General features: G+C 52.1%; 20 protein-coding genes, 1 tRNA gene and 1 pseudogene. 15 read left to right on the top strand and 7 right to left on the bottom strand.

The window, feature by feature from the left end; genetic code table 11:
• Positions 1-40 precede the first annotated feature (40 nt).
• From HMY34_RS04955 to HMY34_RS04930, 6 genes and pseudogenes are all read left to right on the top strand, one after another.
• Positions 41-1,168: pseudogene (locus tag HMY34_RS04955) on the top strand (MFS transporter); the annotation flags it as partial.
• Positions 1,155-1,961: a biotin--[acetyl-CoA-carboxylase] ligase gene (locus tag HMY34_RS04950; RefSeq protein WP_202718191.1), complete on the top strand. Its 807-nt coding sequence runs from the start codon at positions 1,155-1,157 to the stop codon at positions 1,959-1,961. The pseudogene HMY34_RS04955 and the gene HMY34_RS04950, both read left to right, overlap by 14 nt.
• Before the next feature lie 2 nt (positions 1,962-1,963).
• Complete coding sequence (locus tag HMY34_RS04945; protein ID WP_202718190.1) at positions 1,964-2,722, top strand: type III pantothenate kinase; 759 nt, start codon at positions 1,964-1,966, stop codon at positions 2,720-2,722.
• Positions 2,707-3,351 carry an SPOR domain-containing protein gene (locus HMY34_RS04940; protein WP_202718189.1) on the top strand — a complete coding sequence of 215 codons (645 nt, stop codon included), beginning with the start codon at positions 2,707-2,709 and terminating at the stop codon, positions 3,349-3,351. Before HMY34_RS04945 ends, HMY34_RS04940 begins: the two co-directional genes overlap by 16 nt.
• Before the next feature lie 163 nt (positions 3,352-3,514).
• On the top strand, positions 3,515-3,835 hold the full coding sequence (locus tag HMY34_RS04935) for a hypothetical protein (protein ID WP_202718188.1): 321 nt from the start codon (positions 3,515-3,517) through the stop codon (positions 3,833-3,835).
• A gap of 25 nt (positions 3,836-3,860) precedes the next feature.
• Positions 3,861-4,277, top strand: a complete 417-nt coding sequence (locus tag HMY34_RS04930; RefSeq protein ID WP_202718187.1) for a lysozyme inhibitor LprI family protein — start codon at positions 3,861-3,863, stop codon at positions 4,275-4,277.
• Between the two features lie 3 nt (positions 4,278-4,280).
• Here HMY34_RS04930 and corA read toward each other — a convergent pair whose 3' ends face one another.
• The 5 genes from corA to def form a co-directional block, all read right to left on the bottom strand.
• On the bottom strand, positions 4,281-5,330 hold the full coding sequence (corA, locus tag HMY34_RS04925) for a magnesium/cobalt transporter CorA (RefSeq protein WP_202718186.1): 1,050 nt from the start codon (positions 5,328-5,330) through the stop codon (positions 4,281-4,283).
• Between the two features lie 24 nt (positions 5,331-5,354).
• Complete coding sequence (locus tag HMY34_RS04920) at positions 5,355-5,843, bottom strand: GNAT family N-acetyltransferase (protein ID WP_202718185.1); 489 nt, start codon at positions 5,841-5,843, stop codon at positions 5,355-5,357.
• The gene (locus HMY34_RS04915; protein WP_202718184.1) at positions 5,840-6,127 is read right to left on the bottom strand and encodes a type II toxin-antitoxin system TacA family antitoxin; all 288 of its coding nucleotides are present in this window, start codon (positions 6,125-6,127) and stop codon (positions 5,840-5,842) included. The genes HMY34_RS04920 and HMY34_RS04915 overlap by 4 nt, the downstream gene beginning before the upstream one ends.
• 80 nt (positions 6,128-6,207) lie before the next feature.
• Entirely contained in the window at positions 6,208-7,578 is a 1,371-nt protein-coding gene (locus HMY34_RS04910; protein ID WP_202718183.1) for an ATP-binding protein, read from the bottom strand.
• A 96-nt stretch (positions 7,579-7,674) separates the two neighbouring features.
• A complete protein-coding gene (gene def, locus HMY34_RS04905) occupies positions 7,675-8,223 on the bottom strand; it encodes a peptide deformylase (RefSeq protein ID WP_202718182.1) in 549 nt (182 codons plus the stop codon).
• A gap of 92 nt (positions 8,224-8,315) precedes the next feature.
• Here def and HMY34_RS04900 point away from each other — a divergent pair, with 92 nt between their 5' ends.
• The 9 genes from HMY34_RS04900 (at position 8,316) to HMY34_RS04860 (ending at position 16,022) form a co-directional block, all read left to right on the top strand.
• Positions 8,316-9,587 carry an AI-2E family transporter gene (locus HMY34_RS04900; RefSeq protein WP_202718181.1) on the top strand — a complete coding sequence of 424 codons (1,272 nt, stop codon included), beginning with the start codon at positions 8,316-8,318 and terminating at the stop codon, positions 9,585-9,587.
• Positions 9,588-9,709: 122 nt separating this feature from the next.
• Positions 9,710-10,225 (top strand): HyaD/HybD family hydrogenase maturation endopeptidase, encoded by a 516-nt coding sequence (locus tag HMY34_RS04895; protein WP_202718180.1) that lies wholly within the window; start codon positions 9,710-9,712, stop codon positions 10,223-10,225.
• On the top strand, positions 10,222-10,647 hold the full coding sequence (locus tag HMY34_RS04890; RefSeq protein WP_202718179.1) for a hydrogenase expression/formation C-terminal domain-containing protein: 426 nt from the start codon (positions 10,222-10,224) through the stop codon (positions 10,645-10,647). The genes HMY34_RS04895 and HMY34_RS04890 overlap by 4 nt, the downstream gene beginning before the upstream one ends.
• Positions 10,628-11,740, top strand: a complete 1,113-nt coding sequence (locus HMY34_RS04885) for a hydrogenase small subunit (protein WP_202718178.1) — start codon at positions 10,628-10,630, stop codon at positions 11,738-11,740. Before HMY34_RS04890 ends, HMY34_RS04885 begins: the two co-directional genes overlap by 20 nt.
• A complete protein-coding gene (locus HMY34_RS04880) occupies positions 11,737-12,396 on the top strand; it encodes a hypothetical protein (RefSeq protein WP_202718177.1) in 660 nt (219 codons plus the stop codon). The genes HMY34_RS04885 and HMY34_RS04880 overlap by 4 nt, the downstream gene beginning before the upstream one ends.
• A complete protein-coding gene (locus tag HMY34_RS04875; RefSeq protein ID WP_202718176.1) occupies positions 12,393-13,670 on the top strand; it encodes a (Fe-S)-binding protein in 1,278 nt (425 codons plus the stop codon). Before HMY34_RS04880 ends, HMY34_RS04875 begins: the two co-directional genes overlap by 4 nt.
• On the top strand, positions 13,667-14,107 hold the full coding sequence (locus HMY34_RS04870; protein WP_202718175.1) for a hypothetical protein: 441 nt from the start codon (positions 13,667-13,669) through the stop codon (positions 14,105-14,107). The genes HMY34_RS04875 and HMY34_RS04870 overlap by 4 nt, the downstream gene beginning before the upstream one ends.
• 10 nt (positions 14,108-14,117) lie before the next feature.
• Positions 14,118-15,839, top strand: coding sequence for a nickel-dependent hydrogenase large subunit (locus HMY34_RS04865; RefSeq protein WP_202718174.1), 1,722 nt, complete (start codon positions 14,118-14,120; stop codon positions 15,837-15,839).
• Positions 15,840-15,946: 107 nt separating this feature from the next.
• Positions 15,947-16,022, top strand: a tRNA-Thr gene (locus tag HMY34_RS04860).
• A gap of 60 nt (positions 16,023-16,082) precedes the next feature.
• Here the strand turns inward: HMY34_RS04860 and HMY34_RS04855 are convergent.
• Positions 16,083-16,655: a chorismate--pyruvate lyase family protein gene (locus HMY34_RS04855; protein WP_202718173.1), complete on the bottom strand. Its 573-nt coding sequence runs from the start codon at positions 16,653-16,655 to the stop codon at positions 16,083-16,085.
• 108 nt (positions 16,656-16,763) lie between these two features.
• The gene (locus HMY34_RS04850) at positions 16,764-19,595 is read right to left on the bottom strand and encodes a response regulator (protein ID WP_202718172.1); all 2,832 of its coding nucleotides are present in this window, start codon (positions 19,593-19,595) and stop codon (positions 16,764-16,766) included.
• Positions 19,596-19,668: the final 73 nt, after the last annotated feature.

The raw sequence follows: 19,668 nt of genomic DNA, 5'->3' as shown, positions 1-19,668 counted from the left end.
CCCCTCACCCGGAGTAAAGCCGCCTTATGGGCGGCTTTCGGCTTTCTACTTCGCCTATTTTGCGGCACTCGGTGTGTTTGTGCCGTATTGGACGGTGTATCTGAAAAATATTGCCGGATTTTCACCTGCGCAAATCGGTGAATTGATGGCGGTGTTTATGGCAACCAAGATTGTTGCACCGTTCATTTGGGGCTGGTTGGCGGATCATACGGGGGAGCGCTTGCGAATTATTCGTGTGGCGAGTTTCCTATCAGTCGTGTGTTTCACCGGGGTGTATTGGCAACACAGTTTTGGCTGGATGGCGGTGGTCATGGCGAGTTTTGGATTTTTCTGGAATGCGTCATTGCCGCAGTTCGAGGCGTTGACCCTGAATCATTTGGGCAGTGATATTCAGCGTTACAGCCGGATTCGTTTGTGGGGTTCTGTGGGTTTCATTGTGATGGTGGCAAGTTTGCCGTCCGTGTTGGCGGGGCATAATGTGGCGTTGGTGGTGGATGCGCTATTGTTGCTGTTCGTCGGCATTTGGTTGGCGACTTGGTTGGTGCAGGATAAGCCACACGCGGCGCATACTTTGCCAGCGAGTCGGTTGCGGGAAGTGTTGCGGCATCCGGCGGTGTGGGTATTGTTGCTGGCGTGTGCGTTGCAACAGGCGAGTCATGGCGCTTATTACACGTTTTTCAGCATTTATTTGGAAGATCACGGCTATTCGCGCCAGTTTACCGGCTGGATGTGGGCGTTGGGGGTGCTGGCTGAAGTCGGCTTGTTTGTGGTCATGCATCGGCTGATTGGGCGGTTTGGGGCAAGCCGGTTGTTTGTGCTGGCGTTGCTGCTGACGGCGTTGCGTTGGGTGGTGCTGGGAACCTGGGCGGATAATGTGGTGGTGCTGATGGTGTCGCAGTTGTTTCATGCGGCAACCTATGGCTTGTTTCATGCGGCGGCGATTCATTTGGTGCATCATCAATTTCCGGGGAAATTACAGGGCAGGGGGCAAGCCTTGTATTCTGGGCTAAGTTATGGATTAGGGGGCGCAATGGGCAGTTTGTTCAGTGGTTATGCGTGGGAATATTGGGGCGCAGCCCCCACGTTTTACGCCGCAGCAGGCATTGCGGCACTCAGTTGGTTATTGGCATTGATTTATGTACGGGAGGAAGCCCATGTCACGCACTGAAGCGTTGGAGCCATTGGAACCGTTACGTGCCAGTGAAATTCGCCGTCAACTCAGCACCGGGGTGCTGTGGTCATTGGATGAGATTTACGTATTCCCTGAATTGGAATCCACCAACGCTTGGGCATTGCAGCAGGGTGTTTGTGGGGATGTGTGCGTGGCTGATCAGCAAACTGCCGGGCGTGGTCGCCGTGGGCGCGAATGGCAATCCCCCGCTGGGATGAATGTGTATTTGTCGGTGCGCTGGTGTTTCAAACCCGTGCCGGAACATTTGCCGCTGTTGAGTTTAGTCACCGGCTTGGCTGTCGCCGATGCGCTCGAAGATTGTGCAATTCACGGACACGGCCTGAAATGGCCTAACGATGTGTACTATGATGGCAAAAAGTTGGGTGGTATTTTGCTGGAAGCGGTCGGTTCGCTGGAAGATGTGGTGATCGGCATTGGTTTGAATGTGAATATGTTGCCAGCATCCGGTACGGCTATCGACCAGCCTTGGACGAGTTTGCAGCAGATTCGTGGTGAGCCGGTGGAGCGCCATGCCTTGATTGTGGCAATCTTACAGCGCTTGATTCCGCGCTTGAAAGCTTTCCCCCGCTTGGATATGACGCAATTTCAGCACGATTGGCAGCACCGCGATTTATTGCAAGGGCGCGAGGTGTTGGCGCACAGCGGCACTGAAACCCTGCGAGGGCTTGCATCCGGTGTCGATAATCGCGGACAATTGCGTATCACTTTACATGATGGATTAATAAAAAATCTATCGTCGGCGGATGTTTCGGTGCGATTGGGAATGTAGTTATGGTTTTGCTGGTAGATGCAGGTAATTCACGCCTGAAATGGTCGGAGCTGGATGCGAGTGGAAACATTTCTGCACAGCAAGCGCTGGCTTATGGCGAACGTCCTGCGTTGGCAGCGTTTTTGGATTTGTTGGATGCCTATCCCGCCGTGGGGCATATTACCTTGGTGCATGTATTGACACATTTGTTTGCGGACAGTGTGCAAGAAGCGTGTGCGCAGCGCGGTATTCATCTGCACAGTGTGCGTTCCGTGGCGCGAGCGTATGGCATTCGCAATGGCTATCAGCAAGCGGCGGCATTGGGTGCAGACCGTTTTGTCGGTTTGGTGGCAGCACAGCACTTGGCGGCAGGTAAAGCCAGTATTGTGATTGATTGCGGTACGGCGATCACGGTGGATGCGCTGGAATGTGACGGGCGGCATTTGGGTGGTTTGATTTTGCCCGGTTTGCAATTGTCAGCAGACGCGCTGATTGCACGGGCGCAAGGCAGGTTATCGTTGTCGTTTGAACAACCGACGATTGTGGCGGACAGTACCGGCAGGGCGATTGGCAGCGGTTGTTTGTTCGGGGTGATCGGGGCGATTGAAGGCATTTGTACGCGGATGCAGCAAACCTTGTCTACTCCTGTGGTGCGAATTTTGACGGGTGGTGATGCGGAATATTTACGCTCATGGCTGCACGGGGATTATCTATTGCATCCCGATTTGCTGATGCAGGGCTTGGCTTATATTACGGAGCAGGAAGCATGTACCAGTTGTTGATTGTGCTGTTATTGCTGAATGCATCCGTGTTCACTTGGAATGCGGTGCTATCGCCGGATGCGCAGGAGGTTCGCCCGGCTTTGATTGAGCCAACCATCCCCGCACTGGAATTGCGTCAAGATGTGGATGACGTGGTGTACAGCAGCGCCACTGCCGGTACGCAAAGCAGTTGTTACAGCATCGGCCCGTATAACAGCGAGAAAGCGGCGAAGTTGGTGGCGGATAAAGTGCGTGCTTTTGGGCTGGATGCGGCGATACGCAAAAAGAGTCGGATGCAGACCCTGAACTTTTTCGTGTATATTCCGCCCTCACCTGATTACGCGCAAGCGGAACAAACCGCGCAAGATATTGCCAAAAATGATGTGCGCGATGTGCAAATTATCACGCAAGGGCCGTATCAAAATGCCATTTCCCTCGGCTCTTTCACTAATTTAAATAAAGCGAAACGCCACGCCGAATACATCCGTTATTTGGGGTATGACGCGCAATACACCGAACAACAAGCCTCTCTCGATGTTTTTTGGGTGGATTATGACGAGCCATTCGGTAGCAATGCCCCGGTGCAGGCGTGGAGTGTTGCCGTCGATTTAACCTCTGAAGTGCAACGCATTCCTCGTGCTTGCCGCTAACCGGCGTTGCTGGCGGGTTGGGTTCTGTCAGTAAAATTCGACCAGATGTAACGATCTTCCCGCATATTCCGCAAACTTGGCCTATATAAATGCTTTGGATAGTTCTGAATCCTTTGCGTGAGTGGGGTGTGCGATGCTTAGAGTGGAAACGCCGCAATATGCTATGTGGCAACGTTCCTTGTTTTGGTTGGGGTGGCTGTCATTACTAATACCGGGTTATTTCATTAGCTACGGGTTTACCTTGGTGGGTTCGCTGGTATTGAGCGGTTATACCGAAACCGTGGATTTGGTGCTGGTGTTGATCATGGGGACAGCGCTGCTGGAATTATTGCTGATTGCGATTTACACCTTAACGCGCTTTTGGTTTCAGGATACCTCTTTTGGGCGTTTGGCACTGTGGTTAGTGTTGGGTGCGGCGGGAATTCCGCTGGCAGCTTTGCTGGGGTGCGTCTATGCTTATGCGAAACTGGTGTTGTCGATGTAAGCGCAATGCGCGTGGGAGAGATACGATGCGATACGTGTTAGCGGTGGCAGTTGCGGTAATGGTTGCCTTGCCGGTGCAAGCGAAAACGGCTCAAGATACGATTGACCTGACCACGGAAAGTTGTCTGACGACCAACGATTCCACCGCCGGGATGTTGGAATGTTTCAGCCGTGCTGAAAAAGAGTGGGATACGGAACTCAATCGCGTCTACAAAGCCTTGCAAAGTGAACTCAAGCCAGCGGCGCAGGATGCCCTCAAGCAGGCACAACGCGCATGGATGGCGCAGCGTGATAAGGAATTCGAGCTAATCAATGCGATCCACCAGCAAATGGATGGCACGATGTGGATTGCGGTGATGGCAGGCAAACGCGCCGATGTGGTCAAAACACGGGCGTTGGCCTTGCAAGATTATCTGGATTTGCTGACCGAAGGGGCGCAATAAGCGTCACAACCATTTGCGCCATTTGAATGCCGCCAGCATTCCGATAGCAAGCGCCAGCATAATTCCCCAGATGACGAAATAGCCATACTCCCACTCTAACTCTGGCATCACCCGGAAGTTCATGCCGTAAACGCCAACGATGAAAGTCAAGGGAATGAAAATCGTCCCGACCACAGTGAGCACGCGCATAATGTCATTCATCCGATTACTCAGGCTGGACAGGTAAATATCCAACATGCCGCTGAGCATTTCGCGGTAAGTTTCGATTAAGTCGATGATTTGTACCGCGTGGTCGTAACAGTCGCTGAAATACGGGCGCATCGTGGTATTCACTAATTCTGCGTCGTGTTGAATCAAGCGGCTAATGACTTCGCGTTGCGGCCATAAGGCACGGCGTAATAGCAAGAGGTCACGCTTGAGTTGGTGCAGGGTGTGGAGTATGGCTTTATCCGGGTTTTCCAATACCCGATCTTCGAGTTCCTCAATTTGCTCCCCGATGTCTTCTAGCAGTGGGAACGCGGAGTCGATTACCACATCCACCAGTGCGTACAGCAAGTAATCCACGCCACGGGTACGAATGCGCCCAAAACCTTGCCGTAAGCGTTGACGTATCGGCTCAAAGGCTGCCCCGTCGCCGCTGCAAAAACTCAGTAAATGCCCATTGCCGACGAATAGGCTGACTTGTTCCAATACAATGTCATCCTCAATCAGGTGGGGCAGGTTGAGGATCAAAAAAGCGTGTTGTTCGTGAAAGTCGATTTTTGGGCGTTGTCCGCTATTGAGAATATCTTCCAGTGCCAAGGGGTGTAGCCCGAAAGTTTCCCCCAGTTCACGGATAGCAATCGGGTCATTCACGCCAGTGACATCCAGCCAATCGACTAGGGTGTTTTGTTGCGCGTGTTGGCATTGTTGTGCTGTGGGGGAAGGGGTTTCGCTGAAGTTTTCAGCGTCGTATTCAAACAGGCGGATGTGGGTAGTGTCGCTGGTGCTGTGCCGGGTCAGCGTACCGGGCGGTGTGCCGGGCGGGTGATAGCGTTTGCCGAAGGTTTCCATGAGTCTCCCAGTGTATAAAGTGAATCACGCGGCAATCTCATTCAGTAGCAACATCAGCATCCGTTCATCAATTGGCGAAGCCCTGAACCCGAAATGCTCGTAAAACCGTTTGGCATCATCAGTTAGTGCATGAACCAGCAAGACCCGTGCGCCAATGTAACCAGCCGCCGCATGGCAGCGTAATAACGCATCCTGCAACAGCGAATAGCCCAAACCTCGCCCTTGCCAGTCCTTATCAATAGCCAAACGTGCCAGCACTATCGCCGGTATAGGCTCAGGCATATTGCGTCTGACTTTGCTGGAAACCATTGAATGCGTGACAGAGCCAGCCGCCAAAGCATAATACCCAACCACGCGCTGCTCGACACAGGCCACAAAGGTACGGGATGCGCCCAATGCTTCATTTTTCAACGCCCGTCGTTGCAGCCATTCGTCCAGCACCTCTTCACCACAATTGAAGTTATCTACTTCATGCTGCGCCCGTAGCGGTTCTGGCGGGCGTATCACGCTCATTTCGCCCATACAGGCTGGCGTGACATCAGGTCTTGCAAGCGCGGATTGCTGGCAGGTGGCGTATCAAGGGCGGCATTGAATTTTGCCCAAGCATCAGCGTTTAGATGAAAAACCGTTTTGTCTAGCAAGGCATTGGTTGCTTCACGCAAGGCGGCATCGCGCACAAAATCTGATACCGTTTTATCCAGTGCTGCTGCTGCCCGCTCAATCAGGCTACGCTGTTCCTGTCGAATGCGGATGTTAAGCGGGGTCGCTTTGCTGTCAGGTAAGGTTGCTACTGTCATGATGGGTTGCCTCTGAGTTTTCTTGATTATAGGCATTATGTCCGCACAGTGTAAATACAAGAATGGTATGCAGTATTAGCTTATTCCCCCAACACTGCCCCCAACCGCTCTACCAAATACAAGGGCAACGACACCAGTTTGTAACTAACGTCCTTCCGCTGATTATCGCTGTTCACCACCGCATTGACGGTGCTAACCGCAGGCAAACCCGCATCAAACCGCACGGCGAACGGCGCTTGTTTCTCTGTCATGAACTGGTGCAGCGATTTCATGCTGCCACTCGCGCCCGCCTTGACTTCAACCGGGATAATTTGTCCCTCCAGCGCCACCACAAAATCGAGTTCGGCATTGGCGGAGCGACCTTCCCGTAGCCAATAAGTCAATTCCCGATTGGGCGATTCTGCCAGCAATGCCTGTAAGTGTTGCCCAATGAATTGCTCGGCAATCGCGCCTTCGTTGACCAGTTTGAGGTCATCGAATTGGGACAGCGTGCGCCAATTGAGGCCACAAATGGCATTCATCAAACCAACATCCAAAAACAGCAGTTTGTAAACTTTTTCTTCAAGACTGGCTTGTAGCGGCAATCCTGAACAATGGCTGTGAACGACCTTGCTGATGACCCGCGCCATACACAGCAATTCCAAGTCTTTTTTGAGGACGGCACTCTGATCCTCCCGCGAGATATTGCTGTATTTGACTTTTATCCCCACATTGCGGGCGGCGAAGTTGAATACGTCCAGCATTCGGTTCTGGTCACGATTTTTGCCGTACTTGGGGAAATCGTCACGGTAGGTTTCGATAATCGAGTTGTGAACGTCACTCACTGCGTGGTAGCTGCGTGTTTCCGCAAATGCGGCGACCGCTTCCGGCATCCCGCCCACAAAATAGTAGCTGCGCAACAGTTGTAACAGCCGTTGATGTGTCATTTCACCGATCTCGTTACCCGGTTGGTATTGCGTCACCACTTGATATAGCTTGTCTTCACCCAAGGCCAGCAAGAACTCGGAAAAGGTCATTGGCCCCATGTGCAGGTATTGAACCCTGCCCACCGGCATCGAAAACTGGTGTGCGGCTAACACAAATTCTAGCAGTGAACCCGCACACACTACCGGCAATTGCGGACGGTCTTCGTAGAAGTAACGCAGGGCAGGGATGGCCTCCGGTACAGCCTGAAGCTCGTCCAGAAATAGCAATGCCGATTCATTGACGGCGGGCATACGCGGTAAGGCTTCGATTTGTTGCAGGATTTTTTCGGGGTCATTACTGGCAAAGGTGTTTGCCAATGCTGGGTAGCGTTCCAGATTAGTCGTTAAGAGCGTCATGCCATGCTGTTCGGCGAACAATTGCACCAAGGTGGATTTTCCGACTTGTCGTGCTCCCCGAATGATCAGGGGTTTGCGGTGGTGATTGTGTAACCAGCGTGTTAGGAAGGATAGCTGTTGGCGTTGCATGAAAACGTTTCCAGTCAAGCAAATGAGCTTTCACTATAGCATAAAGTCACAAGCATTATGATTTTAGGGGTGTGTTTTCATACAGTTTGTACGATTTTAGGGGTGTGTTTTAGCATTTTGTAACGCTTGAAACACAGCCTCGCTGACTGTTTCACTGGGGTCTTCCAAACGCTCTGGGAATAAAATGCCATCCAGATGATCGCATTCGTGTTGAATAATGCGTGCCACGAAGCCGCTGTATTCCGCTTCCACCCGCTCGCCCGTCCGTGTCAGATAGCGTATGCGTAAGCGTTCGGCACGTTTTACCTGCGCCCGTGTGTCGGGTACGCTCAAACAGCCTTCCCAGCCGCTGCAAGTGGTGTCGGATTGCCAGAGAATTTCCGGGTTGAGCATGGCGATGGGCGACATCAACGGCGCATCGGGGTAACGTGGATTCGGGCGTGATGCCACGATAATAATCCGTAAGGGTGCGAACACTTGCGGGGCTGCAATGCCTACCCCGTTAGCAGCTTGCAACGTTACCAGCATGTCATCCAGCAAGCGTTGGATGGCGGGAGCGCTGCCATCGGCTACGGCATGGGCGGGCTGATGCAAGATCGGTTCATCAGCAGCGGCAATCGGTAAAATACGGGGGGTTTCTGGCATAATCCGTTGAATTGAGTGGTGAAGTTACACCACAATACTTTAACACGATAGTGATACAATGCAGTATTTTAACCCTTGCCGAGAATTGATGGATGCTACCCAATAATGACAATACTAATGTGGGGTTGTTGCCTAGCCCGATACCCCGTCAAGCGCCGGTGCGTTGGGAACATATTTTGCCGCTGTTAACCCGGTTGTTGGTGTGGGGAATTATTCTCGGTTTGTTGACCTTGCTCAGTTCCTTTTTTGCACTGATTTTTCTGACATTTGTGTTTGCTTACCTGCAATCGGGGATTGTGGATGTGTTAACCCGGCGGATGCGCTGGCTGCGCGTGCCGGTGGTGGTGCTGGTCGGCGGGCTGTTTTTGGGGGCAATCATCACGGTCAGTTTATTTTTAGCACCCAAGGTTTACCAGCAAGCCACCGGATTCGCCAAGGGCTTTTTCGTGTACATGGAAACCATTGATACCGAAGTGCTGAATCTGGCGGAGCGTTACCCCTTATTGCAAGAGGCTATCCCGGAGTTGCGCCGCCCGCCAGCCCCCGTGCAACCGAGTTCGGGGATTCCTGAATGGGCCGCGCCAGTAGCGCCAGTACAAAATGGTGTTGCTGTCACTGGCGGTGTGGTAGAGCAGCCTGCAATACAACGGACGTTTAGTGAGTCGCCCACGGGTTTGTTAGTGGGATTACTGACCGGCAAAGAAAAATCCGTCGATAGCAGGGAAGCGGTGAAAGTGGCGCTCGATCAACTCACCAATCTCAGCCGTCAAGCCTTGGCAATTTTGACAACATTCTTGCTGGCCTTGTTGTTTGCGTTTTTGATCGTGTTGGATTTGCCGCATTTGGCGGCAAGTGTGCGTGATTTAGAAAATACCCGTTTGCGCTTCATTTATGTGGAAGTGGCCGACAATATTTACCAGTTTGGCAAGGTGTTGGGTCACGCGATGCAGGCACAGTTTTACATTGCGTGCGTGAATACGGTGTTGACGGCGATTGGTTTGCATGTGTTGGGCATGGGTGAACACATGGCATTTTTGTCGGTGTTGGTGTTCCTGTTTAGTTTTGTGCCGGTCGCGGGGGTGTTTATCAGTTCTGTCCCGATTTGTTTGATTGCGTTGAATATGGGGGGCGTGAATTTGATGTTGTTGGGGGTTGCGATGATTACCATCATCCACTTGATCGAGGGATATATCCTGAATCCGCTCATTTACGGGGCGCGGTTGCGGGTGAACCCGGTGATTGTGCTGATTATTCTCACAGTGGGCGGTAAGTTATTCCACATTTGGGGGCTGATTTTGGGGTTGCCGGTATGCATTTACTTGTTTGGTCACGCGATTCGTTACCGGAAATCACCCTTTTCCTAACTAAAATCAAGGTTTAGTCTGCTGCTTTGCCCGATACTGATTTGTATTGACGAATGTCAAACCTAGGTCATTGAAAGCCTGCACAATGCTCATGGTGGCAACGAAATAATAAGTGGTTAATTATGTTGGTATTAGGTATTGGCAATAGTCTGCTGCAAGACGAAGGCATTGGGATTCACCTCTTGCATTTTATGCAGAAACATTTTTCGGCATTCCCGGATGTCACGTATCTGGATGGCGGAACGCTAAGCTTTACCCTTGCCAGCGAGATTGAAGAGCACGATCACTTGCTGGTGTTAGATGCGGTAGAATTACACGCTAAGCCCGGCACACTGTGTTGCTACGAAAATGAGGCAATGGATCATTTTCTCGGCACAGCTAAACGCAGTGCGCACGAAGTCGGTTTGCTGGATTTGATGGACATTGCCCGCCTGACCGGGCATTTACCGCCACACCGCGCTTTGGTCGGGATTCAATACCAAACGTTTGCGTGGGGTGAGCAGCCCACTTTCAAAGTCAAACACAATATTCCGTTGGCAGGCCGTCTGGCTGCTAATATCTTACAAAAATGGGAGTTCGAGGCATACCCGCCGTGCCGTTCTCCCCATCACGCACCCAAGTTGGAGATAGCTAAATGAGTTTGAACGATATTCCTGTCCGTCCTGTCACCGTTGCTACCGGCAATTTGCGCCCCGTGTTGCACGAAATCCGCCATGCGCTTAGCGAATTAATCGCGCACGGCACTCACGGCATGATCGACCTGCACAGCTTGCCGTTCTCCCCGCAGGAATACACTGAACTCGACGAATTTTTAGGGGAAGGCGAAATTGACCTTACCCTCAATGTGCTGGGTAAAACCCGTTTGCGCGAAAGCGGTTACGCGGGCATCTGGCGCATTGAACACTTTGACGACAACGACAAACGTATCGGTTATTTCATCGAAATTGGTCATGTGCCGGAAATCCTGCGTTCCCAATGCGACGACATTAAGGAAGGCTTGGCAGCCATGACCACGATTCTGGCGATGGAGGAAGACACTAATGAGGATGCAATCACCTAATCCTTATGCACCAACCCTAGGCGAACACCTGCGCTCGCAGGGCATTTCGCGGCGGAGTTTCCTGAAATTTTGTGGCCTGTTGGCTTCCAGCATGGCCTTAGCCCCGGCGATGATTCCGAAAATCGCCGCTGCCCTTGAACAGGCAAAACGTCCTTCGGTAATCTGGTTGTCCTTTCAGGAATGCACGGGTTGCACCGAATCCTTAACCCGCTCGCACAGCCCCAGTCTCGAAGGGCTGATCTTTGACGCGATTTCGCTGGATTACCATCATACCTTGCAAGCCGCTTCGGGCGACGCAGCCGAACACGCGCGTGAAGAGGCGATGAAAGAGCACTACGGCAAGTACGTGCTGGTGGTGGATGGCTCGATCCCACTGGATAACCCCGGCTATTCCACGATTGCAGGCATCAGTAACCTGGATATGTTGAAAGAAACCGCTGCCGGTGCTGCTGCCATTATTGCAGTCGGCACGTGTTCTGCCTACGGTGGTTTGCCGAAGGCTGATCCGAATCCAACGGGGGCAGTCTCTGTTTCCGACATTATCAAAGATAAGCCGATTATCAATGTCCCCGGTTGTCCGCCGATTCCGGTGGTGATTACTGGCGTGATTGCCCATTTCCTAACCTTCGGGCTGCCCGAACTGGATAGTTTGGGTCGTCCGAAGGCTTTTTACGGGCAAAACATCCACGACCGTTGCTACCGCCGTCCGTTTTACGATCGCGGCCTGTTTGCGGAAACCTTTGATGACGAAGGCGCGAAAGCAGGCTGGTGTTTGTACAAACTCGGTTGCAAAGGGCCTGTGACCTACAACGCTTGCGCTACTACCAAATGGAACGATGGCACCAGTTTCCCGATTGAATCCGGGCATGGCTGCATTGGCTGTTCCGAACCCAATTTCTGGGATTTCGGCGGCTTTTACAAGGCACTGTCCATTCCGACGGGCGCATCGGGTCAGAACGTGGTGTATGCCGCCGCAGCGGGTATTGCTGCCGGGGTTGCCATCGGTGCGATGAACAAAAAATCCAAGACGGAGGCGGCAAGTTCACACCAAACCGTCACCGTTGAGGAATTGAATCAGGAGTCAGGATCATGAACGAAGTTGATTTCCTGCTATGGGTCAAAGGCTCGGCCTTTAACATTGCCCTGTTTATCTTTGTGGCGGGGCTAGTGCTACGCCTGTTTGAAATCCTGTCGTTGGGCAGGAAAGTGAATTACGCCGTGCCGAAAGGCGACCCGATGCAAGGCGGGTTGCGTGAAATTTTCCGCCGTTTCGGGACGGACAAAGCAACGTTTCAGCGTTCGATGATTACCATTGTCGCGGGTTATGTATTCCACATCGGCTTGTTCGTGGTGATCTTTTTGCTGGCAGCGCATGTGGAAGTGTTCAAAAGCGTACTTGGCTTCGGCTGGCCTAATTTGTCTACGCCCGTGGTGGATGCGTTTGCGGTTGTCACCATGATTGCGTTGGTGGTGGTGCTGATCCATCGCTTGCAACATCCGGTGAAACGCTTCCTCTCTAGCCCCGGCGATTATGTGGCGTGGGCGGTGACGTTTGTGCCATTGCTGACGGGCTATATGGCTTACCACCATTTATTGTTGTCGCCACAGATGATGTTGGGGCTGCATATTTTGAGTGTGGAAGTCCTGTTGATCGTGTTCCCGTTCACCAAGCTGATGCACACTTTTACGGTGTTCCTGTCACGCTGGTATAACGGGGCTTCGATGGGATTGCGGGGGGTGAAATCATGAGTACGTTGACACTCGAACGCGGCATCAATGCTTTCAAAGCGCAAATTGATGCACCAATGGCAAGTTTTTTCAGCTCCTGCGTCTCGTGCGGGATGTGTGCGGAAGCCTGCTTGTTTTACACCGAAAATCCTGAGCCGCGCTTTACACCGATTTACAAACTCGAACCGTTGCGGCGCGTGTGGGAACAGGAATACACCCTGATCGGCAAGCTCAAAGCCAAACTGGGGTTGAGCAAACCCGTTACCGATGCCGAACTCGCCGAATGGCAGGAGCTGGTTTACAACAACTGTTCGCTGTGCGGACGTTGCACGCTGATTTGTCCGGTCGGCAATGACATTACCTACATGATCCGCCGAATGCGCGAAGGCATGGTCGCTTCCGGTCATGCACCCGAAGGTTTAATTGGTGCATCCACCCGTGCGGTACAAATCGGTAGCCCAATGGGGGTCAAACTCCCCGCCTTGCAAGCGCAAGTCCGCCATCTGGAAAAATCCAGCGGATTAACAGTGCCCTTTGACAAGGAAGGGGCGGAATACCTGCTGATGCTGTCCTCGATGGAGATCATGAACTACCCCGAATACTTAGGGGCGGTTGCCAAAATCCTCACCAATGCAGGCAAAACTTGGACGCTGAGCAGCGAATGCTTTGAAGCCACCAATTCCGGCATCCAAATCGGTTCGTCCGACATTGCGCGGGAATTGGTGAGCCGCGTCGTGGCTGCTGCCGAAAAGCTCAAGGTGAAAACCGTGATCAGCCCCGAATGTGGGCACGCTTACACCGCGTTGCGTTGGGAAGGACCTAACCTGATCGGTCGCCCTTACACCTTTGCTGCTAAACATATCGTCGAAGTGCTGGATGAGTTGCGGGCAGAAGCTTTGCTGCAAACCGAAGGCTTTGAGGAATCCAAACTCACTTTCCACGACCCATGCCAATTGGTGCGTCGTGGCGGCGTGGTCGAACAGCCGCGCAATTTGCTGAATATGGTGGCGAAAAACTTCGTGGAAATGGCGGATCATGGCACGCTCAACTGGTGCTGCGGCGCGGGCGGTGGCGTGAGTGCCAACGAAGATGCCGAAGAAGTCAAAATGAAAGCCTTCCAGCGCAAGAAAAAGCAACTGGACGAACTGCACGTGGATACGCTGGTGACGGCGTGCGCTAACTGCCGCATCCAGTTGGAAGAGGGTATGGAAGTTAACCAGATGGACATCCCGGTGTTGGGCTTGACCGAAATGATTGCCGAACACTTGGTCGAACGTAAGGGAGGTGCAGCATGATCACCCAAGATACCGATTTCAAACAGGCACTCGATAAGTTGGAATTGGTGCAGCAACGCCGTGTTGGTGCAGCTTTTGTGCGCAACGTACTGGCACTCAACCCCTCCGTCACCAAAGTGGTCGAGGCTGCTTCCAACGAAGACACCACTGTTGATGAACTCGCCGTGGCATTCAAGCAGGCCAAAGCTGCCGCGCTCGACAGCCATACCCGGTGCGGTTCCGACAGCGATTGGCAGGCACAGGCGGGCTATTTCGTCGCCCGTGCTGCCACTGCGTTAGTTGCCCCCGACAAGCAGGCCAAAGCACCCGCGTGGGAAGCCGCCGTCAATGCGCGGATGGCACGCACTTGTGGGCATATTGATGCCTCCGACGAATCCATGCAGGAGGAAAGCGAAGCACAGTATCGCCTCCTTGAGCAATTCCTGAACGACATTTGAGGATACTAAAATGACTGAACGTGTCGTTGTAGACCCTATCACCCGCATCGAAGGCCATTTGCGTATCGAAGCGCAAATGAACGGCAACACCATCGAACAGGCGTATTCCGCTGGGACAATGGTGCGCGGTATTGAAATCATTCTGCGTGGGCGCGACCCGCGTGATGCTTGGGCTTATGCACAACGCATCTGTGGCGTGTGTACGTTGGTGCATGGTATTGCCTCAGTGCGTTCGGTGGAAAATGCGCTGAATTACAGCATTCCGCCCAATGCGCAACTGATCCGCAACCTGATGATTGCGGCGCAATACGTGCATGACCACGTAATGCACTTCTACCATTTGCACGCGCTCGACTGGGTGGATGTGGTATCCGCGCTCAAAGCCGACCCCAAAGCCACGTCTGAGTTGGTGCAAAAGATTTCCCCAAGCTGGCCGAATTCTTCCGCCGGTTATTTCGCCGACCAGCAAGCCAAGCTGAAAAAGTTTGTCGAAGCGGGGCAGTTGGGTATTTTTGCCAAGGCGTATTGGGGACATCCCGCCTACAAACTGCCGCCGGAAGCCAATTTGATGGCAGTGTCGCATTACCTCGAAGCCCTTGCATGGCAACGCGATGTGGTGAAATTGCATACCATTTTCGGTGGTAAGAATCCGCATCCCAACTTCCTCGTCGGCGGTGTGCCTTGCCCGATTGATCTGAATTCCGATTCCGCCCTCAATATGAAACGCCTGTCGCAAGTGCAGGACATCATCAAGAAAATGCAGGTGTTCGTCGATCAGGTCTACGTGCCGGATACGCTGGCGATTGCCAGTTTCTACAAAGATTGGTTCAAGCAGGGTGAAGGCTTGGGCAATTTCATGACCTACGGCGACTTTCCTGAAAAAGGCATGGATGACCCTGCGTCGTTCCTGATTCCTTCCGGCGTGATTCTTAACCGCGATTTGTCGAAAATCCATCCGGTGGATTTGAATGCGGAAGACCAGATTCAGGAATTCATTGCGCACTCGTGGTACGACTACAGCGAGGGCAAGGACAAAGGTTTGCATCCTTACGCGGGCGAAACCGAACTGAATTACACCGGCCCTAAACCGCCATACAAGCAACTGGAAGTCGATCAGTCGTATTCGTGGATGAAATCGCCGCGCTGGAAAGGACAGGCGGTCGAAGTGGGGCCATTGGCGCGGGTGTTGATGTTGTATGCCACCGGGCACGAACACACCAAATCGCTGGTCGATTACACCTTGAAGTATCTGGATGTACCGGTCGATGCGCTGTATTCCACGATGGGGCGCACCGCTGCCCGCACGCTGGAAACCAAGATCATTGCTGACAAGATGCAAACGTGGTTCGACCATTTGATTGCCAATATCAAGGCGGGTGACACCAAAACCTTCAACGAAACCTTGTGGGAGCCGTCAAGCTGGCCTTCCAAAGCGCAAGGCGTGGGTTACATGGAAGCCCCGCGTGGTGCATTGGCGCATTGGATTGTGATCAAGGATCAGAAGATTGCCAACTATCAGGCCGTTGTTCCGAGTACCTGGAATGCAGGGCCGCGTGATGTGCAAAATCAAGCGGGGGCGTATGAAGCGTCATTGCAAGGTCATGTGTTGCATGATCCGAAGCAGCCGGTGGAGATTTTGCGCACTATTCACAGTTTTGACCCGTGCATTGCTTGCGCGGTGCATGTGACTGACCCTGATGGAGAGGAATTGATTAAGGTGAATGTGCAGTAATAATACCGTTGGTCGGTGTTACTAGAACGCTCATAGATTAGAGTAGTAAGTGCACAAAAAAATAGTTGCATCGTCTGAAATGATTCTATAATATTCGCGTCTTCAAAGCCGGCGTAGCTCAGTTGGTAGAGCAACTGACTTGTAATCAGTAGGTCCCGCGTTCGATTCGTGGTGCCGGCACCAAATTAAAAAGGTTGCAGTAATGCAGCCTTTTTTTTTCGTCTGCACAAAACCAGATTCTGCCTAATCCTGAAAAAAGTGAGCAGGGAACGTTTCGGTAATGATCATGATGAGCCTGCCGCCCGAATACACATCATAGGTTCTGGAAATTACGGTATCTGTCGGGGAAATGCTAAAATGTTCAGCCAATTTACCCGCCGGACGTTTTTCAAAATCCAACAGGGTTTTAAAGGTCTCGATCTGATATTTTTCCCATAAACGCCCGATTGGTTCACGCGAAGCCAACAGATCGGTGCGAAAACCTTGTGTTAGATGATTCAGCACGATAGTGGATTCTGCATGAATCCAATGTTGGAGGGTATTCTGCCCTTGCAACAGCACTTCCCGCTCCAGCACTGGCCCGGTATCACCTTGTCGCAGATAATCTCGATGCCGTGAATGGATTTGCGCGGTGTCGGGTTCAATTTTTTCGTAAATCTTCAGCACTTTGATTTTTTCTGCCAGATACTGCTCTAGCATTTCGGTCACGGTGCCGTCTGCCACCAATAGAATCCGTTGGAAACGGCTGAGACCGGTTAAGATTTGTTTGACGGGCATTCGCCGTTGACTCAAGCACAAGGGATCCAATACGTTCATGGCTGTTACTTCAAACTGTATAAATGTATAAGCATTATTACCTACACAATGCGCCTGCGTGAAATAACATTTGCCAATTAATGTGGCGCAGATGCAGCATTAACCGAATTAAGTCGTTTGCTTATGCTGAACTTTGAGCCACTTTTCCAACTTTTGCTGCAATTCTTCTAGGCGCACCGGTTTGGAAAGGTAGTCGTTCATCCCCGCTTCGTAGCATTTCTGATCGTCCCCCTTCATGGTGTGGGCGGTCAGCGCCACAATCGGCAATTCTTGGTAGCAAGCGTCTTCCAACTTGCGGATTTGGCGGGTAGCTTCGTAGCCATCCATTCCCGGCATTTGGCAATCCATTAACACCACCGCGTAACGCTGCTGCTGCACCGCTTGCAACGCTTCTTCACCATTAATCGCGCAATCGACATGGGTGTAACCCAGCTTTTTGAGCATGGCTAACGCCACTTTTTGATTCACCAAATGGTCTTCGGTCAACAAAATCCGTATCGGCACGACTTCCGGCACAGGCTGCGAGGTAACAAGGCCAGCCTCTGCATCGTTGCTAATGGTTTCCGCATTGGCATCCACTTTCGCTTGCCATTGCGCTAAATAACGCAACACGCCGGAATGCTTAATCGGTTTGGTCACGAGTTGCACTCGCCGCCCCAGCCGCGCTTTTTCCAGTGCAGCGATTTGCCGCCCGGTGCCGTAAATCATAGCCAATGCTTGGGTGTGTTCACGTACCGCTTGCATGACCGCGACCATGCCGAACGGATGCTCCGGTTTGTGGTAAGCCACATCCGCATCCAACACAATCAAATCAAACAGCGGGTTGGTTTCTAGCGTCAATAATAAGCTGTTGAAACTGTCCACCATCACCGGCTCTAAGCCCCATTGCTGTAACTGCGCTTCATAATACGGGTTAAGCAATGGCTTCGCCCCCCACACCAACACCGCAGGCACGCTTTGCAACACCGGTATCTGGCTCAGTTTGCTGATGGCAACGCTGATCGACACCCAAAAATTAGAACCGTTGCCAACCTGACTCACCAGACCGACATCGCCGCCCATTAATTGCGCCAGTTGACGGCTAATCGCCAACCCTAAACCGGTTCCACCGTGCTGGCGCGTAACGGAACCATCCACTTGTGAAAACGCAGTAAACAGTTTGGCTTGTGCCTCTTCGGGGATGCCGCACCCGGTATCCATCACCTCAAAACACAGCACCGCCTGCGCCCCGATTTCCACTGGCGCAGTTTGCACGCTGATTTTCAGCACCACATGCCCACGCGCCGTGAATTTAATCGCATTACTGAGCAAGTTGAGCAAAATCTGGCGCAAGCGTAACGGGTCACTCACGATAGCGGCTGGCACATCGCGTTCAATCAGCAACGCCAACTCAATGCCTTTCGCGTGGGCATTTTCCACCAATAAATCCATCGCGCCTTCGATCATTGGCAAGAGTTCAAAAGAGGTGGCAGTGACGGACAATTTACCCGCTTCAATCTTGGAAAAATCGAGAATGTCATTGATGATGCGCAGCAACGATTCCGCGCTTTGCTGCACGGTATGCACCTGATCGTGTTGCTCTTGGGTGAGTTTGCTATCGAGCAATAACTCAGTCATGCCAATCACTCCATTCATGGGGGTGCGGATTTCATGGCTCATATTGGCGAGGAATTCAGACTTTAACCGCGCTGATTCCAACGCCGCATCACGCGCTTGCGCCAATTCCTGCTGGGCGTGTAAGCGCAGGCTAATATCCCGAATAATCCCGGTAAATACCAAATTATCCCCAAACCGCGCTTCATTCACCGAGAGATCAATCGGTATCAGGCTGCCGTCTTTGCGCTTGGCGGTAAGCTGGCGCGGGCTGCCAATAATGTGCTGCTCACCGGTCTGTAAATAACGCTGGATGTAATGATCATGCTCGCGGTGATGATCGCCTTCCATCACCATTTTGACATTTTGCCCCAGCAATTCTTCCGGGGTGTAACCCAAAATCGGCAATACCGACTGATTGGTTTCCACAATAATGCCTTTGGCATTAATAACCACAATCGCATCTAATACCGAATCCACAATGGTACGGGTTTTGATTTGGCTGGCTTTGAGGTCTTCCGCTAAACGTTCGCGCTCTTCAATACCGAGCATCAGTTTATGATTGGCTAAACGTGCCGCTGCTTCCGACGATTGCGTGGTTTTTAACGAGCCGCGCAGCCCGCGCAATGCCAAAATCAACACCAATAGCATCGCTATCCCCAAGCCCAACAGCATTAGAAACGATTCCATCATGGCTTGTTTGGTGGCATTTTCAAAACCACTTAAAGGACGGTTGACTTCCAATACCCCGCGTACATCGCCCACTTTCCAATCATTTTTCGGGGTATTTGGGTAAGTGTTATGGCAACCGACACAGCTTTCGGTCAAACGATCCGCACGGGCGTAGCGCAACCGTTGCTGGCCCTGTTCACCCTCAAAGCGCCACACCGCTTTTTCTGGATTTTTGCGCAACTCGACCAGTGCCCAGCGCTCAAACTCATCCCGCGCTCCGCCATCTTTACGCCAAGGAAAGGGCTTATCGCTGTAAAACCGCACCTCGTATTCGCTGGCTTTTCCGTCGGAAAGGTATTTAGCGAAATCCAGCATCATCGTTGCGGGTAAGGGCAGGGCGTTTTTGCGATGCAGGTAATCGTGGGTAATTTCCAAACCACTTTCTTTGGCGCGTGGGACAAAATATTCTGAATAAAAGGTGCGGAAACGCGACACCGAACCGGCGAACTGGCTGGCTTCATACACTGCAATTTCTTGATTAATCAGGTTATTCCTTTGGTAGCTAAACCAAAACACCATACCTGAACCAATCAACAGCAGAATAGAGAGGATGTATACAACGTAACGGCTGATAAAACCGTCACCCCGTGGGGTAGTGTGTGTTTGAGTTGTCATCGCCTTGTTTTATTAATTTTATCTATCACTCCATCTTAACAAGAATCCTGCATTTATCCAGCAAAATCGACAC

Origin of the sequence: Thiothrix subterranea (assembly GCF_016772315.1) — a bacterium.
GTDB classification, from domain to species: domain Bacteria; phylum Pseudomonadota; class Gammaproteobacteria; order Thiotrichales; family Thiotrichaceae; genus Thiothrix; species Thiothrix subterranea.
Note: the sequence above shows the minus strand (reverse complement) of the source record. Positions and strands in the feature narration are given on the sequence as shown.

Coding starts and splice junctions, on each gene's coding strand:
- HMY34_RS04900 (WP_202718181.1), top strand. CDS start 8,316: ATGCTACCCAATAATGACAATACTAATGTGGGGTTGTTGCCTAGCCCG.
- def (WP_202718182.1), bottom strand. CDS start 8,223: ATGCCAGAAACCCCCCGTATTTTACCGATTGCCGCTGCTGATGAACCG.
- HMY34_RS04890 (WP_202718179.1), top strand. CDS start 10,222: ATGAGTTTGAACGATATTCCTGTCCGTCCTGTCACCGTTGCTACCGGC.
- HMY34_RS04865 (WP_202718174.1), top strand. CDS start 14,118: ATGACTGAACGTGTCGTTGTAGACCCTATCACCCGCATCGAAGGCCAT.
- HMY34_RS04875 (WP_202718176.1), top strand. CDS start 12,393: ATGAGTACGTTGACACTCGAACGCGGCATCAATGCTTTCAAAGCGCAA.
- HMY34_RS04880 (WP_202718177.1), top strand. CDS start 11,737: ATGAACGAAGTTGATTTCCTGCTATGGGTCAAAGGCTCGGCCTTTAAC.
- HMY34_RS04935 (WP_202718188.1), top strand. CDS start 3,515: ATGTGGCAACGTTCCTTGTTTTGGTTGGGGTGGCTGTCATTACTAATA.
- HMY34_RS04940 (WP_202718189.1), top strand. CDS start 2,707: ATGTACCAGTTGTTGATTGTGCTGTTATTGCTGAATGCATCCGTGTTC.
- HMY34_RS04930 (WP_202718187.1), top strand. CDS start 3,861: ATGCGATACGTGTTAGCGGTGGCAGTTGCGGTAATGGTTGCCTTGCCG.
- HMY34_RS04945 (WP_202718190.1), top strand. CDS start 1,964: ATGGTTTTGCTGGTAGATGCAGGTAATTCACGCCTGAAATGGTCGGAG.
- HMY34_RS04855 (WP_202718173.1), bottom strand. CDS start 16,655: ATGAACGTATTGGATCCCTTGTGCTTGAGTCAACGGCGAATGCCCGTC.
- HMY34_RS04910 (WP_202718183.1), bottom strand. CDS start 7,578: ATGCAACGCCAACAGCTATCCTTCCTAACACGCTGGTTACACAATCAC.
- corA (WP_202718186.1), bottom strand. CDS start 5,330: ATGGAAACCTTCGGCAAACGCTATCACCCGCCCGGCACACCGCCCGGT.
- HMY34_RS04895 (WP_202718180.1), top strand. CDS start 9,710: ATGTTGGTATTAGGTATTGGCAATAGTCTGCTGCAAGACGAAGGCATT.
- HMY34_RS04885 (WP_202718178.1), top strand. CDS start 10,628: ATGAGGATGCAATCACCTAATCCTTATGCACCAACCCTAGGCGAACAC.
- HMY34_RS04870 (WP_202718175.1), top strand. CDS start 13,667: ATGATCACCCAAGATACCGATTTCAAACAGGCACTCGATAAGTTGGAA.
- HMY34_RS04920 (WP_202718185.1), bottom strand. CDS start 5,843: ATGAGCGTGATACGCCCGCCAGAACCGCTACGGGCGCAGCATGAAGTA.
- HMY34_RS04950 (WP_202718191.1), top strand. CDS start 1,155: ATGTCACGCACTGAAGCGTTGGAGCCATTGGAACCGTTACGTGCCAGT.
- HMY34_RS04850 (WP_202718172.1), bottom strand. CDS start 19,595: ATGACAACTCAAACACACACTACCCCACGGGGTGACGGTTTTATCAGC.
- HMY34_RS04915 (WP_202718184.1), bottom strand. CDS start 6,127: ATGACAGTAGCAACCTTACCTGACAGCAAAGCGACCCCGCTTAACATC.